The sequence below is a fragment of the Streptomyces sp. NPDC014623 genome, assembly GCF_043088245.1.
GTDB lineage: Bacteria > Actinomycetota > Actinomycetes > Streptomycetales > Streptomycetaceae > Streptomyces.
Genome location: NZ_JBIBZU010000002.1, coordinates 159,995 through 177,524, shown reverse-complemented (window position 1 = coordinate 177,524; position 17,530 = coordinate 159,995). Strand labels below are relative to the sequence as shown.

Genomic DNA, 17,530 nt, shown 5'->3' with positions numbered 1-17,530 from the left:
GGGAACAGGTGCGACACGCGGAAGGGCGGGCGTTCTCCCGGCGGGGCGCGGCGCCCCGCCGGGAGAGGTGCGGACCGGGTCTACTGCTTGGGCGCGCCGAGCCGCAGCAGGTACTCCCGGCCCGCGGCCAGCATCCCGGGAAGATCGGCGGCTCCGGGGTACCAGCGCTTCTCGTACTCCCAGCAGACCCAGCTGTCCTGGTCCAGCACGTCCAGGCACGCCTTCAGCGGCAGCACCCCTGAGCCGAGGGCCAGCGGCGTGGTGTCCTCGGCGGAGGCGATGTCCTTCACCTGGACGTATCCCAGGTGCGGGGCCAGTACCGCATGGCTGGCCAGGGGCTCCTCGCCGGCCAGCCAGGTGTGCATGACGTCCCAGACCGCCCCGATCCGCCCGTGCCCGACGGTCCCGGCCACCCGGGCCACGTCGGCTCCGGCGCGGTGCGAGTCATGGGTCTCCAGGAGGATCCGCACGTCCATGTCGGCGGCGTGCGGGGCGGCGGCCCCCAGCCGCCGCGCGGCGGTCGCGTCGGCGTCCGCCGGGTCCTGCTCCCCGCCTCCGGGGAACACCCGGACGTACGGCGCACCCAGGTCGCGGGCCAGCTCCACCAGCCCGGCGAGCTCGGTGAGCACCGGCTCGTCCTCACCCTCGGCGGCGACCCTCGCATATCCGGCGACGGTCAGGATCTCGACCCCGCCCTGCTTGAACTCCTCGGCCACCGCCGCCCGCTCGGGCAGGGTGAGGCCCAGGTTGACCGGCTCCTCCGGATGGGCGCGCAGCTCCACCCCCTGGTAACCGTTCCCGGCGGCGAGCCGCACCACGTCCGCGACGGGCATGCCCGGCACTCCGAGGGTCGAGAAAGCGAGCTTCACGATGTGTGTCCTTCCGCTGTGGGCCGGCGCGGGAACGGCCCGGCACTCTCCCGGCTCCTGCCCTGCGGATCCGGCCGTCACTCCAGCGCGGCGCCCGGCGTGAGGGCCCTCAGCCCGCTCCCCGCAGCAGTCGCTCCAGGCTGCCGAGAAGCTGCAGGGCGTCCTCGCGCCGTTCGCCCTCCAGCGCCCGCCCTCCGGCAGCCGCCGGCTGCGCGGTGGACACCCGCAGAGCGGCCGCCGCCTGCCGGGCGAACATCGCGAGCAGGTCCAGCTCACGGACGCCCGACCGGGCCTGGGGCGAAGGGTCCAGCACCTCCAGCACCCCGAGAACACGCGCGTCACTGATCAGCGGGGCCGCCATCAGGGCGTCCGGGACGTACTCGGTGGACTCCGCCAGCGAGCGGTCGAAGGACGAGTTCCGGCTCAGGTCGTCCACCACCACCGGCTCACCCGAGGTCGCCACCCAGCCGGCGATGCCCCGCCCCGCCGGGAACCTGCGGCCCACCAGGAACTCCTCACCCTCCCCGGAGACCGCCTGGAAGACCAGTTCGTCCGCCTCCTCGTCCAGCAGGCAGACGGAGCTGGCCGCGGCCCCGAAGATCGCGCGTGCCACGTCGACCACGGACTGCAGCAGTTCGTGCCGGGCGGCGTCACCCGGAGCGGGAAAGGACACGGAGGGGAGAGTGGCATCAGTTCTCGGAGTCATCACGGGTATCTCCTGCCGCTGTGGAAGGGTGCGGGCCGGCGTGCACGTTGGCCGCGGACAGATAGAGGGCGTTCTTGAGCTGGAAGGCGGTCATGCGGGGGTGCCCGGAGAGGACACGGGCGCAGAGCCCCGCGACGTAAGGGGTGGCGAAGCTGTTGCCGGTGGTGCGGATCGTCTTTCCGCCCAGCCACGGGACGGAGACGTTCTGCCCCGGGCCGAAGAACTCCACCGGGGGGTCCGGGTTGTACAGATGGAGTTCGTCGTCCTCCTGGTGGCTCCCCACGGAGATCACCGAGGCGAACCGCCAGGGAAAGCTCTCCACCGGGGTGTTGTGCGCCGAGGCCACGATCACCGTACGGCCGAAGTAGGCGCGGTCGGCCAGCCCGTGCAGCTCCGCGGCGAACCGGGAGCGGGTGGTCGACAGACTCAGGTTCACGATGTCGAAGCGCTGCTCCACGGCCCACCGCAACCCGGCCATCAGGACGTCGCCGGTGCCGGAGAAGCGCTCGCCGAGGACCCGGACGCTGTGGATCTCGCAGTCGGGGGCGGTACGGCGGATGATGCCCGCGCACGCCGTCCCGTGCCCGCAGGTGTCACCGGTGGTGGTCGGCTCGACCGTGACCTCCTGGCTCTCCGGGTCCTTGACGACGACCCAGGAGCTCTCGACCGGGCCGACCAGCGGATGGTCGCGCTCCACGCCGGAGTCCACCACGCACACCCGTACACCGCGGCCTGTCGCCTGCCGGGCGGGCATGCCGCCCGGCGGGCCCTCGTCCGCGGGTACCGGTACGTCCTCGGGCCCTCGCCCCCGCAGGCTCCAGGTGAGCCCCGCCCCCGGCGCCGTGCCCGTTCCGGTGGTTCCCATCGGTCAGCTCCTCTCCGTCGTGGTGACCATGACTTCACCCGGGACGCAGGAGAGGGCCCGGCGGACCCCCGGCAGATGCCCCTTGCCCGCGAAGTGCTCCTGTGCCGCACGGGCCGAGGCCAGGGCGGGAGCCCTCCGCCCCAGGGCCGCCAGGGTGCGGGCCCGGTCCAGCTCGGCCGTCGCCCGCACCAGCGGGGAGTCGGTGAGCAGCGACGCCCGCACGGCCCGGTCCGCACGGTCGACCGCCTCGGCCGGACGCCCGGAGCCGGCGGCCAGCCGGGCCCGCAGCCCGGTCAGGTCGACGGCGTCCGCATGGCTCAGCTCCGCCGCCTCCCCGACGCCCGCGATCCACACGGCCGCCCGCCACGTCCGGCCCTCGTCGAGCTCGATCCGGGCCGCGTCCAGTGCCACGGCGGTACGCAGACCGCCCGCGTCGGCGTGCCGGGCCGCCTCGTCCGCCCTCGTCAGCAGCTCCAGTGCCGTGGTGGTGTGCCCGAGCAGCGCCTCCACCGCGGCCCGGAACACGGGCAGGAACACCTCGGCCTCGGCGAACCGCAGCTTCCCGGCCAGATCCTGGGCCTCGGCGAGGCAGGAACGCGCCTCGCGGGGCCGGTCCTGGAGCGCGTACAGCACCGCCAGGGGGCAGTTCAGGGTGAGCCTGACCGTCGGGCGGCCCTCCCCGTGCGCGGCCAGCAGCGCGCGGCACCGGGTCACCGCCTCGGGGGCGGGCACCGGGCCGCGCCACAGGGAGATGCCGATGGCCCCGAGGGCGCCGGCCCGCTCCGGTTCGGCTCCGGCCAGGACCGCCTGCTCCAGGGCACGCGCCTGATCGCGCTCCGCCTCCTCGTGGCGGCCGGCCTGCTGGAGGTGCTGGGCGAGCCTCAGGTGCGACCTGGCCCGGCCGACCGCGTCCCCGGCCGCTTCGAAGACCGGCAGCACCGCGCGGGCCGTGGCCGCGGGCCCGGGACCAGGACCCGAGGGGTCCAGCACCGCGAGCGCGAGCCTGGCGTGCGCGGACTCCACCGTCGCCGAGTCCAGCTCGCGTACCCGGCGCAGCAGGCCGGCCCCCTCCGCGGTCCGTCCCAGGGCCACCCGGACCTCACCGAGCCTGCGCACCGAGCCCGCGTCGTCGGGATCCAGCCCGACCGCCCGCTCCAGCAGGTCGTCCGCCCAGGCGAGGTCGGACCGGGACGCGGCCTGGGCTCCCGCCCGGCCCAGCGCGGCGGCCGCCCGGCCGCGCAGCTGCCCGGTCCGGTCGTCGAGCAGCCCGAGCTCGGTCCGGTAGCGGAAGGCGCGTTCGAGATGGCCGCCGACGGCGCCGTCCCCGGCCCGCAGCACCCCGGGCAGCTCCGCAGCCCAGGCGTGACGGTCCGCCTTGGCGCGTTTGGACAGCGACGCGTACGTCACCTCGTGCACCAGCCCGCTGCTGAAGCGGTAGGCCGCCGGCCCCGCCCCCGGCGCCGGCTCCACGAGACGCCGCCTGGTCAGCGCTGCCAGCACCTCCTCGATACGCTCCAGGTGGTGCACCCGGTCGGCGGTGGACACGTCCAGCACCGCGGGACCCCGCTGCTCCGCCAGCCGCGCGGACGTCTCCAGCAGCAGCAGCTCCGCCGCGGTGAACTCACGGCCGATCACCGCGGCGAGATCGACCACCGACCGCTCCGTCCGGGCCAGCGCACCGATCCGGGCGCCGAGCAGGGCCTGGAGCGTGGGCGGCAGTCCGGCCCCGGGGCCGTCCGTGACGGCCCTGTCCCCCCGGCCGCCGACCAGCAGCTGTTCCAGATGGAGCGGATTGCCCTCGGCACGGGACAGGAGCCGCTCGTCCACCGGCCCGGCACCACCGTCGAGCCGGGTCAGCAGGCCGCCGAGCCGGACACTCTCCTCATGGGGCAGCCCCGTCAGCTGGAGGCAGCCCGCCGCGTCGGCCGTCCCGTCCGGCCTGCCCACACACACCATCAGCACACCGGCGGGCCCCGAGTCCTCCGACAGCCGGTACAGCGTCCGCATCAGCAGGGGCGCCGCCTCGTGCGCGTCGTCGAGCACCAGCACGAAGGGCCGTCCCCGGGCAGCCCGTCCCAGCGCCGTCGACAGCGCGGCGCACATGTCCTCGAAGGGGGCGTTCGGCGTGCCGTCGCGCAGAAGTCCCGCGGACAGCAGGGCCATCGCGTCATCGGCCGCCCCGCGGGGAGAGGGGCCCTGCGGCGGTTCCGGTGCGAGGGCGAGCGCCGGCAGGGCGCGAAGGGCGTCGGCCAGGGGGGTGAGCGTGCCCTGGTCCCCGTGACCGCGGCACCGGCCGGAGCCGTGGGTGAGGGCTCCTGACGCGGAGCGCCGGGCCAGCCATTCCCGTACCAGCCGGGTCTTGCCGATGCCCGGCTCACCGGTGACGCGCAGCAGGCCGGGCCGCCCCTCGCGCACGGTGCCCGACAGGGCCGCGTCCAGTGCGCCCTGCTCGGCGTGGCGTCCGACGAAAGGCACGTCGAAGCGGCGCAGCAGCGCCGGATCGTCCGCTCCCAGGGCCAGCAGCCGGTAGGCCTCCACGCTGTCCTGCTTGCCCTTCAGCCGGAGCGGCCCGGTGGGTTCGGCGGAGACCGTGGGGCCGGCGGCGAGCAGGGTGTCCGGCCCGAGGAGGATCTCGCCCGCACCGGCGTTCTGTTCCAGGCGTGCGGCGATGTTGACGGTCTCGCCCGACACCAGTGCCTGGCGGGCCGTCGCGTCGCCACCGGCCACCACCTGCCCGGTGTTGACGCCGATCCGGGTGGCCAGCCTGATGCCCAGCGTGGCGTGCAGTTCCTCGTTGAGCGCGGCCAGCGCGTCCCGCATCCCGAGCGCCGCGGCCAGTGCGCGCCGCGCGTCGTCCTCCCGCACCACCGGCACACCGAACACCGCCATCACGGCGTCGCCGATGAACTTCTCCGGGGTGCCGCCCTGAGCCACGATCTGTGCGCTCATCGCCTCGAAGTACCGCAGCGTCACCGTGCGCAGGGTCTCCGGGTCCAGTACGCCCGACAGGGCGGTGGAACCGACGAGGTCGCAGAAGAGCACCGTCACCGGCTTGCGTTCGTCCTCCCCGGGCGTGAGGGCGACGGCGCACGGAGCCCCGCAGGACAAGCAGAACCTGGCCTCCTCCGGCAGGTCCTGGCGGCACGTGGGGCAGGTCATGGCGATCCCTTCTCTCCGGGAGTGGGCGGGCAGGGCCGGTGCGTCCGCGCGGCCCGCACCGGTCCGGGGCCGGCGCGGGCCGCGCGGGCCCCGGCTCAGAACAGGGCGCCGCCGGCGATCTCTCCGTGCGCCTGGACCTCGGGCCCCACCGCGTCCAGGCGGCTCTTGATGTCCAGCAGCACGGCGAGTTCCTCCTCCGTGAGCTCGCTGAGCACGAGGCGCTGTTCGTCGGTGAGCATGTCCACCGGCAGGCCTGCCTCGTACAACGCGTCGGCCGGCACCGGCTGTTCACCGCCTCCCGGTGCGCGGGGGGTGTCGTTGCCGTCGGGGGGTGGTCGGGTCATGAGGTGACTCCCGTGGGTGAGGAAGGTCCGGCCCCCCGCGGCAGCGGCGCCGCAGCGGGACGCCCGAGCCGGACGAACAGCCGGGTGAGCGCGTCGAGGGAGTGCATGGCGCTGACCGTCACGTCGGACTCCTGGCCACGGGTCAGCGGCAGCCGGTCCAGCAGCGCGTACAGCTCGTCCAGGTGTCCCGTGTCCAGCGCCGCGTGCTCCCGCACCGTGCGCAGGGCGGTGTCCGGCAGACCGGTCGAGCGCGCGATGCGGGAGGTCAGACCGGGGGCGGGAGCGTAGCCCTCCAGCACCGCGATGTAACCGAGCAGGGACACCGGGTGGTGGTGCTCGATCCAGTAGTACTGGGAGCCGGCGAGTGAGGCGACGACCGGTGAGGGCATCGGACCGAGCGCGTCCCCCGGCAGGGAGCCCGCCGCCCTGATGTCCTCCAGCAGCCAGACGTCGTGGCCCTCCTCCTCCCGGATGTGCTCGCACAGATACGCCGCCAGCGGGCCGGCCAGCGGGTCGCCGCGGCCCTCCAGCTGCCTGGTCCGCTCCAGGGCGCGCAGCATCAGCGGAACGGAGGCACGCACCACCGCGTGCATGGCGCACAGGTAACGGCGGTAGCGCGGCAGCAGATCGTCGGCGCGCCACATGTGTCCCATCGCGCGCAGCAGCTCCCCGTCCAGCAGCCGCAGGGCCACCCGCAGCCGCGCCGAGGAGCCCGGTCCGCCCGCGCTCACCGGGGACCCTCCGCGGCAGGCACCGCATCCGTGACGGGGGCGCCGGCCAGGACCAGGGGCGCGTACGCGGCACAGCCGTGGCGCCGTACGACACCCACCGGGCCCTGGGCCGCCCCGCGGTGTGCCGCGGCCAGGTCCAGCAGCGCCCCCGGGGCCCCCGCCGCCACCGAACCGGCCTCGGCCGCCACCCGGGCGTCGGAACCCAGGGCCCGGCAGCCGTCGCAGTAGGAAGCGCCGTGCGAGGAGGCACCGGAGCGCGCGGCCAGGTGGGCGGGGCCCACCGTACGGATCATGCGCAGGACGGGTGACTCCAGGGCGCGCCGGCGGACGGTCGCCCAGTCGTCGGTGGCGATGTGCCCGAGGCGCAGGTGGGCGGGGGCCGGCCGCCGGTCCACGGTGTCCTGGTTGCAGCAGGCCAGCACCGTCCCGTCGAAGGCGACCACCGGCCAGGCGGCCATGGCGCACGGGGACGCCGCGCCCGCCTCCGGGCCGGTGCGGGCGGGCGCGGCCCAGGAAGCCGCCCGTCCGAACGGCCGTACCTCGTTGACCAGTGACGGCACCCGGCCGCCGAACTCCTCCTCGATGTCCCGGGTGATGTCCGCGAGGTAGGGGTCGTCCGCCCCCGTGCCGGCGAGGTGGAAGCTCACCGGCACGCCCGCCGCCCGTATCCGGTGCACGGCACGGAACACGTCGGAGCGGGGGACCTCCCGCTCGTGGTGGGCGTCGAGGCTGGCGGAGAAGTGGTCGACCCCCGTGATCGCGCGCAGGAGCGGAGGAGGAATGTCCCGGGACCGTGCGAAGAACATGCCGCTGAGCAGCGCCGTGCGCGATCCGGCGGCGCGGGCGCGGGTGCTCAGCTCCGCGACGAGCGCGGGCAGCAGGAGCGGTTCACCACCGGTCAGCATCACCACATCGGGACGGTTCTCCTCGGTGAACGAGCCCACGAAGTCCAGCAGACGGCCCGCGCCCGGCTCCTCCCGTGCCGTCAGGGACGATCCGGTCGAACAGTGGGCGCAGCTCAGCGGGCAGCGCCGGGTGAGGCCGAGCAGCAGGCCGGCGGCGGGGAAGGGCCGCCGGCCGACGAGTTCGCCGAGTTCCATGCGGGGCCGCCTCCTTCTGGGGCCGGGAGCGCGCGTACCGCAGGACCGTTTCCCGTGGGCCCGTCCGGCGTGCGCGAAAGCGCCCCCAGCTTGCGACGTGGAGGTTCGGCGACGGTCCACGGAAGCTTCAGGAGCGGTATGGGCCCAGATCAGGAGGGGTTCGGGCCTGCGGCGAAGGGCGGGGCGCGGCGGGCGGGGCCGCCGTGAACTGGGCTGATACCGGAGCCATACCGCCGCCGAAGCGATGGCCAGGCGGAGCCTCCTAACTTTCTCGGCAACGGCAGGCAACGGCCCGCCGCACCGGAACCCGGTACCTCAGGGACCCGGCACCAGCGCAGTCACGAGTGGACGGAGACCACCATGTCCGAGAACACGAAGCCCGCGGCCGACGACAACAACGAGACCGAGACCCCCGAGGTCGAGGCGCACTCCGTGCTGGACCTCCAGGAGACGGCCGTCGACAAGATCGTGGTTCCGGGCAGCTGCGTCAGCGTGATCAGCGTCGTCCTGGAGAACTGACCGGGCGCACCGGGCGGCGCCGCGAAGGCCGAGGCAGGCCCTCTCCCTCCGTGGCGCCCGGCCGGCCGGTGATGTGGGGCGGTTCCGTCGTGACGGAGCCGCCCCGCCGCCGCTTCCGGCAGGCACCCCCTTCCTCACGGCCCCATCACCGGGAGTTCACGATGACCATGCCGCTGCGCGGCAACAGGGATTTCCGGCTGCTCTGGCTGAGCGGCCTCTTCGCGGTCCTGGGCGGGCAGATGAGCGCCCTGGCCCTTCCCTTGCTGGTACTCAAGGAGACCGGTTCCGCGGTGCAGGCCGGAGCCGTCGGCACGGTGTCCGTGGGAGCCGTGCTGGTCACGATGCTGCCCGGTGGGGTGATGGCGGACCGGGTCGAGCGCCGCCGGCTGATGAGGCTGTGCGACGCCGGCAGCCTGACCGTCGTCACCGCCCTCACCGTCGCCGTCTGGTCGGGCCACGCGCCCATGGCGCTCGTCCTGCTCGTCGCCGCGGCGGGCGCGGTGATCGGCAGCGTCTACGGGCCGGCCGTCTTCGGCCTGATGCGCGCCGTCGTCCCGGCCGGCCAGATGGGCACCGCCACCGCACGGCTCCAGGCACGCACGCAGACGGCCCGGCTGGCCGGCCCGCTCGTCGGGGGAGCGCTGTTCGGCATCCACCCCGCCCTGCCGTTCGCCGCCGAGGCCCTGGGCCTGCTCCTGTCGACCGTCTGCGTGGCCCTCGTACGCACCCGCTCCCGGGCCAGGACGAAGGCGGGCGCGGTGTTCAGCAGACGCGAGCTCATGGCGGGCCTGACGTTCCTGTGGCGAATTCCCTATCTGCGTACGGTTCTCCTCGTCTTCGGCCTGGGCATGAACTTCGCCTTCGGCGCGCTCACCTTCACCGCCCTGACCGCCTTCTCCGACGGGGGCCGTTCCGGCATAGGCGGCGGCTTCGTCATCACCTGTGTCTCCGCCGGGGCACTGTCCGGGGCGCTGCTCGCACCGCGGATCAGCCCCGACCGGCACTCCCGGGTCCTGATCGTCGCCACCTGCTGGAGCTGCACGGCGGCCGCCGGGGTGATGGCCTGGATCAGCCGGCCGCTGGTGGCCGGGCTCCTGTGCGCGCTCTGCATGTGCCTGTCGACGGTCGCCAGCATCGGATTCCTCTCCAAGCTCCTGATCGTCACCCCGGAGGACCGGGTGGGCCGGGTCCAGAGCGCGGCGGGTTTCCTGTCCTCCATGGTCCAGCCGCTCGGCCCGCTGGCCGGCGGCGCCCTGCTGACCGCCTTCGGCGCCCGATGGGCGTTCACCCTGACCGGCTGTGTGCTGGCCGTGTCGGCCCTCGTGGTCACCTTCGCACCGTCCGCACGGGCAGAGGCGTCCCCGTACGACGCGGGGGAACCCACCGGACCGCCGGAACCGGCGGGGTCCGGCGCCCCGCACCCGCGGGGGCCCGGCCCCGCTCACGTGGCGGCGCCCGGAACCGGCCCCGCGCCCGCCGACGCGAACCGTGCCGCCCCGGGGAGCTGACCCGCGCCCCGGGGAGCCCTCCGCCGCCCCACTCCACCGTCCGCGCTTCCGGCGGGCCCCGAGAAGAGAGAGCCGAGCGTGCCAGGCATCCAGGAAACCCAGCTCTACTGCCTCGCCGACCGCAGGTACTTCGACACGCCCGCCCGGCTTCCCGACGAGGAGTCGCGGTACCGGCTCGGCACCGAGCAGCCCCCGGCGGGCTGGCGCCGCGAGGCCGTGGGCCTGTGGACCTCACTGGTGCCCGAGCACGTCCGGCCGGCCGAGCAGGGCTGGAAGATCCATGTGTCCACCGTCCCCGGCGAGGCCGGGGCGACCCTGCGGGACACCGCCCGCATCTGCCTCCGCCACCACGTGCCCTTCAAATTCCTGCGCAGCGGGAAGGCACTGCGGCTGATGGCGGACAAGCACATGAACCGCAGCGGCGCGGGCAAGTTCATCGCGGTCTACCCGCCCGACGAGGCCGTGTTCCTGACGCTGGCCGATGAGCTGTCCCAGGCACTGGCCGGGCGCAGCGGCCCCTACGTCCTCAGCGACCTGCGGATCGGCGACGCCCCGGTGTACACGCGCTACGGCGCCTTCGTCCCCCGCTGGTGCGACGACGCCGAGGGCCGACGGGTACTCGCCCTGCGGAACCCGTCCGGGGAACTGGTACCGGACGAACGCGGCGTGGTCTTCCGGACACCCGACTGGGTCGAGGTGCCCGCGGCCCTGCGGCCGCACCTCGCGGCGCGCGCCGCCGCCCGCGACGACGCCTTCCCCTTCACGGTCACCGAGGCACTCCAGTTCTCCAACGCCGGCGGGATCTATCTGGCCGAGGAGCGGGGGACGGGACGGCGCGTGGTGCTGCGGGAGGCACGTCCGCACTGCGGCCTCGACGGAGCCGGTGACGACGCCGTCACCCGCCTGTACCGCGAGCACCGGGCGCTGACGGCGCTGGCCGGACTGGACTGCGTCCCCGAGGTGTACGGGGTGCGGACCGTCTGGGAGCACCACTTCCTGATCGAGGAGCACATCGAGGGCAACACCCTGCTGGAGGAGATCGTCGCCCGCTTCGCCCTCGTGCGCGGAGCGGACTCGGCGGACGACCTCGCCCCCTACGTCGCGTGGACCGACTCGGTGACCCACGAGCTCACCCGGGCGCTGGAGGCGATCCACGCACGCGGTCTGCGCTTCGGGGACCTGCACCCCTCCAACATCATCGTCCGGCCCGACGGACGGATCGCCCTCGTCGACTTCGAGTACGCCACCGCGCTCGACGACGAGGCCACCCCCTTCGCCGGTGCCCAGGGCCTCCAGGCGCCCCCCGGCACCCCCGGGGCGGACGCCGACGCCTACGCACTCTGGGCGACCTGGCTCGCCATGCTGATGCCGGTCATGGAGATGGCGGGACTCGAGAGGGCGAAGGCCCTCACCCTGGAACGCTGGGCCCGCCGGCGGTACGGCCTGCCGGCCGGGACGGGACCGCGACGGCCCCGCCTGCTCAGCGGCCTCGACGCCTCGCGGCGACGCGAGGCCGAGGTGGCCGCCCTGTTCGAAGGGCCGGACGTGGACTGGGCGGGCATCCGCACCGGCCTCCTGGCCGGCATCCACGCCGGAGCCACCCCCGGCCGGGCGGACCGCCTCTTCCCGGGCGGCCCGGATCTCTTCGCCACCGGCGGGACCGACCTCGCGAACGGTGCGGCCGGCGTCCTGTACGCCCTGCACCGGGCGGGCGCCCCCGTCCCGGAGGAATGGACCGACTGGCTGGCGTCGGCGGCGCTGCGCAGGGACCCCGCCGGGGCCGGCGGGCTCTTCGACGGGCTGCCGGGCACAGCGCTGGTGCTCTCCCTCCTCGGCCGTCCCGAGCAGGGGCGGGAACTCTGGGACCGGGCGATGTCCGTGCCGCCCCGCACGGCGTCGGCGGACCTGTTCACCGGCCGCGCGGGTATCGCGCTCGCCGCTCTGCGCATGGCCCGGGCCGACGGCACGGAGCCCGGCACACGGCTGATCGACACGGCCCTGAGCACCGCCCGGGACCTGGACCGGCTGGTGCGCGGCGAGCCGGTGGAGGGGGTACGCCTTCCCGAGTCGGCGGGACTGCTGCGCGGACTGAGCGGGGCCGCCCTGCTCCAGCTGGAACTGCACGAACTGACCGGCGAGGCCTGGCTGCGCCGGGCCGCACGCACCGCCCTCCGGCGCGAGGCCGGACACACCGTCGTCATGCCCGACGGCACCCGCCAGGTGAAGGACGGCCGGCGCCACCTGCTCTACCTGGGTCAGGGCAGCTCAGGGGTCGCGCTGGTGGCCCAGGCGTACACGGCCCGGTACGAGGACACCGAGCTGAGCGCACTGATCCCGGGGGTGCGCAAGGGCTGCACCATGGAATTCGTCCGTGAACCAGGGCTGTTCACCGGCCGCGCGGGCCTCGCCGCCGCCGCCGCCCAGCTCACCCCCGGCACCCGGACCGCACCCGGCGTCCTGACCTCCGTACGCAACCTCACCTGGCATCTCGTCGCGGACGAGGACCGGCTGCTCGTCCCCGGCGCGACGCTGCGGCGTTTCTCCGCGGACCTCGCCACCGGGGCGGCGGGGCTGCTGCTCGCCCTGCACTTCCTCTCCGGGGGCCGGGACACGGCCGGCGGCGATGCGGCCGGCAAGCACCTCCCCGGGCTGCTGGACCTGCTCACCCTCGGCTGAGGAGCAGGGGAACACCGCTTCCGCGGTGGTGAGCCGGCCCGGGAGCACCCCCGTCCGGTCCCGCGTTCTCGCGGACGTACAGACAGAGCAGACGCGGCACCTCGTACAGCGCGGCGTGTGCGGTGACCTCACCGGCGGGGGAGGTCACCGCACCGGTGCCGATGAGCGCCTCGACCGCTCGTATGGTGCTCCGTTCGTCGCCGCCCAGTGCCGCCATCGCCCGCTCCAGGGTGAAGAACCCGCCCCGCCCCAGCCCCGCGAGCCCGGCCAGCGCCGTCCGGTCACGGGCGCTCAGGTCCCGCCAGCCCGCGGCGAGACGGGAGCGTACGGACACGTCCCCGGCCACCAGCTCGTCCAGGGCCGCCGCCGGATCGTCGAGCCGGTCCGCGTACTCCGCCAGCGGAAGGTGCCGCAGGACCGCCAGCCGCATCCCGCTCACCGTCACCGCCAGCGGCAGGTTCCCGCAGGCCCGCACGATACGCAGGGCCGCCTCCGGGTCGGTCCGCAGCCGGTCCCCGCCGATCAGGGTCCCCAGCAGTTCCAGCGCCTCGCCGTCCTCGGGCGCGGCCAGCGCTGTCCGGTGCACGGCCTCCAGTCCGGCCAGCTGTCCGCGGGCGGTGAGCACGACCGCGCACCGCCCCGACCGGGGCAGCAGCCCGCGCACCGACGCCTCGTCCGCGACGTCGTCCAGCACGATCAGCGCCCGGTGCCGCGCCAGCCAGTCCTGCCAGGCGTTCTCGGCCTGCGCCGGATCCGGCCGGCGCGGCCCGCCCACGTCGCACAGCCGCCCCAGCTCGTCCAGCATGTCGTTCCCGGAGCGTGCCGCACCGTCCTCCCGCCGGGCCCGGACATGGACGCGCCCGTCGGGGAAGCCGTCCGCGAGCAGGTGCGCCGCCCGGACGGCCAGTGCCGACTTCCCCACCCCGGCCGGGCCGGAGACGATCACGACAGCTCCGTCCGGTCCGCCCGACACGTCGAGCAGCCGGGCCAGTTCGTCGTCGCGGCCGGTGAAGTGCCTGCTGTCCGCGGGCAGCGACACCCCGCACGCGGCGTTACGGGCGGGGGCGGGACGGGACGTCCGGCCCCCGCCGAGCATCGCCCGGTAGAGGGCCGCCATCGCCGGGCTGGGTTCCAGGCCCAGTTCCCTGGCGAGCAGTTGCCGGTAGTCGTCGTAGACCTCCAGCGCCTCCGCCCGCCGCCCGGTCTGGTGCAGGCAGTTCATCCACGCCGCCCGGAGCCGCTCCCGGAACGGGTGGCGCTCCACCAGGTCCCGCAGCCCGTCCAGCGCCAGGCCCGCCCGGCCCGTCTCGATCTCGGCCTCGGCCCAGTCCTCGTAGACCGTGAGGCAGCGGGCCTCCAGCCGTTCGGCCTCCTCAGCCACCCCGGCGGAGTCCCGCAGGTCGTGCAGGGGCGGGCGCTCCCCCCACAGGTCCAGGGCCTCCCGGAGCAGCCGGGCGGCGGTGCGCAGGTCACCCCGCTCCCCGGCCGCCCGGCCCGCCCGGGCCAGCGACCGGAAGCGGAGGGTGTCGAGTTCGCCCTCCTCCACCCGCAGCCGGTAACCGCCGCAGTCGTGCACCACCCGGTCCCGGCCGGCGCCGTCCACGCCCCCGAACAGCCCACGGGCGGCGCTGACGTAGACCTGCAGGTTCTTGCGCGCGGTCCGCGGCGGCCCCTCGGGCCACACCACGTCGGTCAGCACACCTACCGGTACGGGGGTGTTGGGGCGCGCCAGCAGGGTGGCCAGGACCAGCCTCTGCTTGCGGGGACCGAGTGGCAGCGGCCTGCCGTCGATCACCGCCGAGAGCGGCCCGAGCAGCGAGAAGTACACGGCGCCTGCGGAGCCGGGGTGAACGGGGGACAAGGGCATCAGCGGGCCTCCTGGCCGGGGGAGGGGCGACGGGCTGCCGTACACCGGCCGATCCTGCCGGGCCGCGGAAGCGCGCACATCGGTGCACGCCCCGCATCTTCCGGGGCGTGCACCCGGCCTCCGGTGCCCGGCACCCCCATGCCGCGGGGCCGTTCCCCCACCCCGGCGGGCGGCTCCCCGTACGCGGAAGCCGGTTCCCGCACGAGGGGACCGCTCAGGTCTGGTCGGCCACGCACTCCGCGGCGAACTCGCACAGAGCCGTACGGTTGGTCCGTCCCGTCTTGCTGAGCAGACTGGCCAGGTGCTTCTCCACCGTGCGGGGCGAGATGGACAGCCGCCGGGCGATCTGCTGGTTGCCCGGCCGCTCCGCCAGCAGCACGAACACCTCGTACTCGCGGGGAGTGACCCCGTTGCTCCGCAGCGGCGGGGGGATCCGCTCCCGGCCCCCGCGGTGCTGGGTCACACTCACCCCGGCACGCCGCAGGGACGCCCGGCACGCGGACGCCACCGACTGCACCCCGGCCCCGTGGAAGAACTCCTCGGCGGTCCGCAGCCACAGGACCGGTTCGCCCCACCCGTCGGCGAGCGCGGGATCCGCGACGAGCCTCAGACCGAGGTGGCGCGCCACCGGAAACGCCGCGGACCGGGCGTGGAAGGCGGCCATCCGCCGTGCGGCGCCCGCCTGGTCGCCCTCCCGGCCGAGCAGCACCGCCTCCGCCAGTTCGAGGAACTGCCGGTTCCAGGCCAGGGCGGCCCCGGGCGCACCTGCCACCTCCTCGTACTCCCCGCGCGCCGCCCCACCCGCCAGCACCCGCAGCAGCGGACGCAGTCCGTAGCGGCCGGACAGGTAGTAGTAGCTGGGGTGGTCGCGCTCCCAGGCCAGCGCGGCGTCCAGTTCCGCCAGGGCCCGGGGGCGGTCCTCCTCCAGCAGCGCCCCGATCGCCCCGCAGAAGCCCAGCCGCAGCGGCACCAGCGCGGAGCGGTCCCCGCCCGCCCTGCGGAACGCGGCGAGGGAGCGGTCCGTCTCCCGCCGGCGGCCGCGGTGGGCCGCCGCCGCGGCCGCGGCCAGCAGCAGATACCGGTGGGCGCCGTGGTTGCCGATCCTGGCGCTCGCCTCCACCGACCGTCCGGTGATCTCCTCCGCCTCGTCCCAGCGGGCACACATCACCGCGTTCATCGCGAGCAGTCCGTCGACCGTCTGCGTGAGCAGCAGCGACCCCAGTTCGGCCGCAGCCACCCGCGCCGAGTGGAGGCGGGCCGCGTCACCGGTCCGCATGAAACCGTTCACCCCCAGACGCACCAGCGCCTCCACCCGCCACAACGGCAGTGAGTGCTCCGTGGACAGGGTGAGCATCCGCTCCAGACACGCGTCGGCCGCGTCGAACCCCCTCTCCCGGGAGAGCAGGGCCAGCAACTGCCAGGCCTGGCAGGCCACGACCGGAAGCCCCTCCGCCTCGGCCGTCTCCGCAGCCGTGAGCGCGGCCCGCTCGGCCGCCTCCGGGTCCCGCCGTTCCTCACCGGGGAGCAGGGAGAGGTGGCCGTCGACGACCGCGAGTGACGCCCGGCGCGCCGGGGACGGCGCCGGGCCGAACAGGGCCCGTGCCGCTTCGATCTGACGGGACGTGTCGGCCGCCCGCTCCGCCATGACGGCCACCCAGGCGATCTTGATGTGGGCGTCCCCGCGCCGGGCGGCCGCCTCGGAGCGCGCGGGGACCGGAGGCAGGGACTCGGCCAGCGCCAGGGCACCGTCCAGATCGCCGCCCTCGGCCCGGGCCACCGCCAGGGACTCGGTGACGGCGGCCAGGTCGCCGTCCGCCGCCAGTGCGCGGGAACGTTCCAGCAGGACCACGGCCGAGCCGTGCGCACCCGACGCGAGCATCCGGCGCCCCGCCTCGGCGAACTGGAGGGCCGCGCCGGCGCGGTTGCCCGCCGCGAGCTCCAGCGAGGCCACGAGCTGCCGCCGGTCCTCGTCGAGCGGCTCCCCCGAGTGCTCGACGGCCGCGGCGGCACGCCGGGCCAGTGCGGCGCGTTCGGCCGGGGCGAGGGAGGAGACCAGCGCCTCCGCCGTGAGGGCGTGCCGGAAGGTGTAGCGGTCGGGGGCCGCCCCGTCAGGGGCGATCACCCCCGTCTCGACGGCGGACCTCAGGTGGGTGAACAGGGCCCGGTCCTCCAGCCCGGTGACGGTCTGGAGGACGGCCACGGAGAACTGGCCGCCCAGGGTGGCCGCGGTCAGCAGCAGGTCCCGCACCGGTTCGTCCATCCGGTCGAGCCGGTGGGACCAGCTCCGGAGGATGCGCGGGGGAAGGATGCCGTCCGGCTGGTCCACCGCTTCCCAGCCGTCCTCCGTACGCCGCAGCCTGCCCGTGTCGAGCAGGTCGTCGAGCAGAACCTCGACCAGGTAGGGGTTGCCCGCCGCGCGTTCGACCAGACGCCGCTGGACCGCCTCGGGTATCCGCTCGGGCGGTGTCTCCAGGCACGCGCCGGTCAGGGCGCGCACCTGCGCGTCCTCCAGCCCCCGTAACTCCACGACCGTCGCGGTGTGGCGCTCCTCGGCGGAGCGCACGAGGTCCGGCACGGCCCCCGGCCCGGGGCGCAGGGTGCCCAGCAGCAGGACCGGGAGGTCCGCCAGGTTGTCGATGACGTACTCGACGACCGCGACGGTCTCCGTGTCGCAGTCGTGCAGGTCCTCCAGCAGCATCACGCAGCCGGTGTCCCGGCCCAGGACCGACAGCAGCCGCAGAAGGGCCTCGGCCAGCTCGACGACGGTCTCGGTGTAACCGGTGGGCGCCCCGCTGCGCCACTCCGGCACGAGCCTGGCCAACGCCGGGTGGTACGGCGCGAGTTCCGGATCGGTCGGTGTCCCCGCGGCCCGGAAGTGCGACGAAAGGGCCTCCACCAGGGGGCGCAGGGGCACGACCAGGCCGGTGGAGCCCGCCCGTCCACGCAGTACCGGCATGCCCAGCCCGTAGGCCTGGTAGGCGCACTGACCCGCCAGCCGGGACTTGCCGATCCCCGCCTCGCCGACGAGGAACAGCGCGCGCCCCGAACGCCGTCGTGCGGCGTCCAGGGCGCTGCTCAGTAAACCGATCTCCTCGTCACGACCGACGACGACCGGCGAATTCGCACGCATGGCCGCAGGCTACTGGACCCGTACAGAGGGCGGCAGTAGGCGCATTCCCGCTCATG

The 17,530-nt window shown here is 75.0% G+C and carries 12 protein-coding genes; 3 read left to right on the top strand and 9 right to left on the bottom strand.

Features of this window, described 5'->3' with window-relative positions:
• Positions 1 to 80: 80 nt before the first annotated feature.
• The 7 genes from ACF1FZ_RS04800 to ACF1FZ_RS04770 all read right to left on the bottom strand — a co-directional run bounded on the left by ACF1FZ_RS04800 (position 81) and on the right by ACF1FZ_RS04770 (position 7,774).
• Positions 81 to 869, bottom strand: a complete 789-nt coding sequence (locus ACF1FZ_RS04800) for a sugar phosphate isomerase/epimerase family protein (RefSeq protein WP_391771936.1) — start codon at positions 867 to 869, stop codon at positions 81 to 83.
• Between the two features lie 109 nt (positions 870 to 978).
• A complete protein-coding gene (locus tag ACF1FZ_RS04795) occupies positions 979 to 1,575 on the bottom strand; it encodes a GAF domain-containing protein (protein WP_391771935.1) in 597 nt (198 codons plus the stop codon).
• The gene (locus tag ACF1FZ_RS04790; RefSeq protein ID WP_391771934.1) at positions 1,559 to 2,440 is read right to left on the bottom strand and encodes a S8 family serine peptidase; all 882 of its coding nucleotides are present in this window, start codon (positions 2,438 to 2,440) and stop codon (positions 1,559 to 1,561) included. The genes ACF1FZ_RS04795 and ACF1FZ_RS04790 overlap by 17 nt, the downstream gene beginning before the upstream one ends.
• 3 nt (positions 2,441 to 2,443) lie before the next feature.
• Positions 2,444 to 5,599 carry an AAA family ATPase gene (locus ACF1FZ_RS04785; RefSeq protein WP_391771933.1) on the bottom strand — a complete coding sequence of 1,052 codons (3,156 nt, stop codon included), beginning with the start codon at positions 5,597 to 5,599 and terminating at the stop codon, positions 2,444 to 2,446.
• A gap of 95 nt (positions 5,600 to 5,694) precedes the next feature.
• Entirely contained in the window at positions 5,695 to 5,943 is a 249-nt protein-coding gene (locus ACF1FZ_RS04780) for an aroma-sacti cluster domain-containing protein (protein WP_391771932.1), read from the bottom strand.
• Complete coding sequence (locus tag ACF1FZ_RS04775; RefSeq protein ID WP_391771931.1) at positions 5,940 to 6,674, bottom strand: iron-containing redox enzyme family protein; 735 nt, start codon at positions 6,672 to 6,674, stop codon at positions 5,940 to 5,942. The genes ACF1FZ_RS04780 and ACF1FZ_RS04775 overlap by 4 nt, the downstream gene beginning before the upstream one ends.
• Positions 6,671 to 7,774, bottom strand: a complete 1,104-nt coding sequence (locus ACF1FZ_RS04770) for a radical SAM protein (RefSeq protein WP_391771930.1) — start codon at positions 7,772 to 7,774, stop codon at positions 6,671 to 6,673. The genes ACF1FZ_RS04775 and ACF1FZ_RS04770 overlap by 4 nt, the downstream gene beginning before the upstream one ends.
• A 360-nt stretch (positions 7,775 to 8,134) precedes the next feature.
• On the opposite strand from ACF1FZ_RS04770, the gene ACF1FZ_RS04765 reads away from it, so the two are divergent.
• The 3 genes from ACF1FZ_RS04765 (at position 8,135) to lanKC (ending at position 12,477) form a co-directional block, all read left to right on the top strand.
• The gene (locus ACF1FZ_RS04765) at positions 8,135 to 8,293 is read left to right on the top strand and encodes a hypothetical protein (protein WP_391771929.1); all 159 of its coding nucleotides are present in this window, start codon (positions 8,135 to 8,137) and stop codon (positions 8,291 to 8,293) included.
• Positions 8,294 to 8,454: 161 nt separating this feature from the next.
• On the top strand, positions 8,455 to 9,801 hold the full coding sequence (locus tag ACF1FZ_RS04760) for an MFS transporter (protein ID WP_391771928.1): 1,347 nt from the start codon (positions 8,455 to 8,457) through the stop codon (positions 9,799 to 9,801).
• A 78-nt stretch (positions 9,802 to 9,879) separates the two neighbouring features.
• Positions 9,880 to 12,477 (top strand): class III lanthionine synthetase LanKC, encoded by a 2,598-nt coding sequence (lanKC, locus tag ACF1FZ_RS04755; protein ID WP_391771927.1) that lies wholly within the window; start codon positions 9,880 to 9,882, stop codon positions 12,475 to 12,477.
• Here lanKC and ACF1FZ_RS04750 read toward each other — a convergent pair.
• Together ACF1FZ_RS04750 and ACF1FZ_RS04745 are read right to left on the bottom strand one after the other, a co-directional pair.
• Entirely contained in the window at positions 12,464 to 14,344 is a 1,881-nt protein-coding gene (locus tag ACF1FZ_RS04750; protein ID WP_391771926.1) for a BTAD domain-containing putative transcriptional regulator, read from the bottom strand. The two genes, lanKC and ACF1FZ_RS04750, sit on opposite strands and share 14 nt — an antisense overlap.
• Positions 14,345 to 14,558: 214 nt before the next feature.
• Positions 14,559 to 17,474, bottom strand: coding sequence for a helix-turn-helix transcriptional regulator (locus tag ACF1FZ_RS04745; protein ID WP_391771925.1), 2,916 nt, complete (start codon positions 17,472 to 17,474; stop codon positions 14,559 to 14,561).
• Positions 17,475 to 17,530: the final 56 nt, after the last annotated feature.

Coding starts and splice junctions, on each gene's coding strand:
- ACF1FZ_RS04770 (WP_391771930.1), bottom strand. CDS start 7,774: ATGGAACTCGGCGAACTCGTCGGCCGGCGGCCCTTCCCCGCCGCCGGC.
- ACF1FZ_RS04760 (WP_391771928.1), top strand. CDS start 8,455: ATGACCATGCCGCTGCGCGGCAACAGGGATTTCCGGCTGCTCTGGCTG.
- ACF1FZ_RS04790 (WP_391771934.1), bottom strand. CDS start 2,440: ATGGGAACCACCGGAACGGGCACGGCGCCGGGGGCGGGGCTCACCTGG.
- ACF1FZ_RS04750 (WP_391771926.1), bottom strand. CDS start 14,344: ATGCCCTTGTCCCCCGTTCACCCCGGCTCCGCAGGCGCCGTGTACTTC.
- ACF1FZ_RS04785 (WP_391771933.1), bottom strand. CDS start 5,599: ATGACCTGCCCCACGTGCCGCCAGGACCTGCCGGAGGAGGCCAGGTTC.
- ACF1FZ_RS04765 (WP_391771929.1), top strand. CDS start 8,135: ATGTCCGAGAACACGAAGCCCGCGGCCGACGACAACAACGAGACCGAG.
- ACF1FZ_RS04795 (WP_391771935.1), bottom strand. CDS start 1,575: ATGACTCCGAGAACTGATGCCACTCTCCCCTCCGTGTCCTTTCCCGCT.
- ACF1FZ_RS04780 (WP_391771932.1), bottom strand. CDS start 5,943: ATGACCCGACCACCCCCCGACGGCAACGACACCCCCCGCGCACCGGGA.
- ACF1FZ_RS04745 (WP_391771925.1), bottom strand. CDS start 17,474: ATGCGTGCGAATTCGCCGGTCGTCGTCGGTCGTGACGAGGAGATCGGT.